Raw genomic sequence first — 2165 nt, forward strand, 5'->3', positions numbered from 1 at the left:
AACATTTTTCCAAAAGTAATCTCAACTTCTTTGAATTTCTTTTTCTTTTTTATTTTACGATAGCCTTGTGTAAATAAGATTTTTGCTCTGAGGGCTTCAAAAGAGTAACCACGACCAACATGGTTCATTGTCTTAATTAAACGATTCAGGGATTCTGTATAGGCGTTTGTAATTGGAGAATTGAAATAGTTGAATATCTCTTCTTCCCAATTGTTCACTGCTTTTATTAGATCACCAAAATAAGCCATCAATTCTTTAGGTATATTTGAAAACCAGTTTTGATACAGTTTATAGGCTTCGTTGATTGATTCAGCCTCATAAATGTCAAAGAATTGCTCTTTAAGCTCATATGCTTGACCAAGTAACGGGAATGTATCAGTCCATATTTGTAATTTTATTTGGTCATCAAAGTCATTAAGGTCTTTACGTCTTGTTAGAAGTACGTAACGGTCTCTCATGAGTTGCCTACGTTCTTTGGACATTCTGGCGATTAGCCTTTCGTATCTTTTCCAGGGCTTCATTGGCTAATTTAACAACATGAAACTTATCAATTACGATTTTGGCATGTGGTATCACTGATTTAACAGCACTTTTATAAGGATTCCACATATCCATTGCTACAAGTTCAATTTTATCAATGTCTTTGAGTCTTGAAAGATAACTGATAACCACATCTTTATTCCGTTTACGTAAAATATCAATTACCGACTTGTTTTCAACATCAGTGATGACACAACGATAATTTTTAAGCAAATGAACTTCATCAATACCAAGCCATTTAGGAGTTCTGAAATCTGTATGTGCTTCAAGTTCAGAAACATAATCATTGAATATGTTTCGAACAGTTTTTTCATCTACACCTATATCATCTGCAACGCTGGTAAAGGTCTTTTCGAGACTTGCTTCTTGAATCCAATCTATAAGTCTATTAGTAACCGAACGACTAACGTCCATATCGGGAAGGTTCTCAAAAAACGTTTCATTACACTCCCTACATTTATATCTTTGGCGATTGACATAAATACCAACACGTTTAGCGTGCATTGGTAGGTCGAAATATAGTTGTTGTTTCTTACCATGTTTGTATAAGTTTGCAACAGTACCACACTTTGGACAATGTGAAGGGGGGTAGTGTAGTAGACTCAACTAAGAATCTATAATCATATTCGCTTTCTTTCATATCCAGAATCTTTAAGTTTGGTAGATTGAGCATATTGGTTAACATTTACTTTTTCCTTTCAAAGTTTAGAATTAAAATAGAAAACTAATGAAAACAGCTCGTGAAAACCTAAATTAAAATAATGGTTTGACATAGGTTTCCACGAGTCTAATGTTATATTAGTTAATCTTCACTTACTTTTTTCCAATTTAGACAATATCCAGAGGTAAATGGCAATTCCTCCAAAAGTTATGATTGTACTAACGATTAGTTGTGTTTCGTATTGCAATGTGGTCAGATTTAGTAAATAATCAGGAAGTGTTAACAATGCTATTATAATGATTAAAGTCCATGATTTTGCCCAAATGGAAAAACCTATTATAAATAGTACTGTGATTACACCAATGATTAGGCTTCCAGTATTGCCGAAATAAATGACGGGAGTGTCGATGGCTCTATTTAGGTAGATTAACCCAATAAATAGAGCGATGGGCAGTATCGCTATACCAGCCAATATCAACCCCTGTCTTTTGAGAGATTGATTTGATGTAGAAATATATTTAAACCCTGTGAAAACAGAAGCAATAAATATTGCACCAATTATAATATGCCCGATAATTTCCAAGATAGAATAGGAGAGGTTGCCTTCTAATAAGTCAGGGAAAATTGTAATAGAAAATGATCCAAGAATGATTAGGCAAATGTATTTAAACCATGTTCTATAGTCAATTAACATCTCGTTAGAAACCATCTCCATATATTCTTTCGGAGATTTTCCAATAATTTTTTCAATGGATTTTCCGTTTTTTTCGGCTTCGGACAAATGGATTTCTAATTCATTCACAATTTCCTCAATTTCATCCCATTGTTTTCCACTTGAAAATAAGTATACACGTAAGTTTTCCAAGAACTCTTGGCTTTCTTTAGAAAGTTTTAACTTATTCTTCAATGATGTCATCTCCTTTTGTATATTTTGTATCTGGCTCAAAACACAACACTTTGTTAA

Annotated in this window: 1 protein-coding gene and 1 pseudogene; both read right to left on the reverse strand. The window is 33.2% G+C overall.

The window, feature by feature from the left end:
* A pseudogene (locus tag B2C77_RS22415) lies at positions 1-1146 on the reverse strand (ISL3 family transposase); the annotation flags it as partial.
* A gap of 203 nt (positions 1147-1349) precedes the next feature.
* Positions 1350-2108 (reverse strand): HAAS domain-containing protein, encoded by a 759-nt coding sequence (locus B2C77_RS00420; protein ID WP_077701821.1) that lies wholly within the window; start codon positions 2106-2108, stop codon positions 1350-1352.
* Positions 2109-2165: the final 57 nt, after the last annotated feature.

It is taken from the genome of Virgibacillus dokdonensis (assembly GCF_900166595.1).
Lineage (GTDB): Bacteria > Bacillota > Bacilli > Bacillales > Amphibacillaceae > Virgibacillus > Virgibacillus dokdonensis.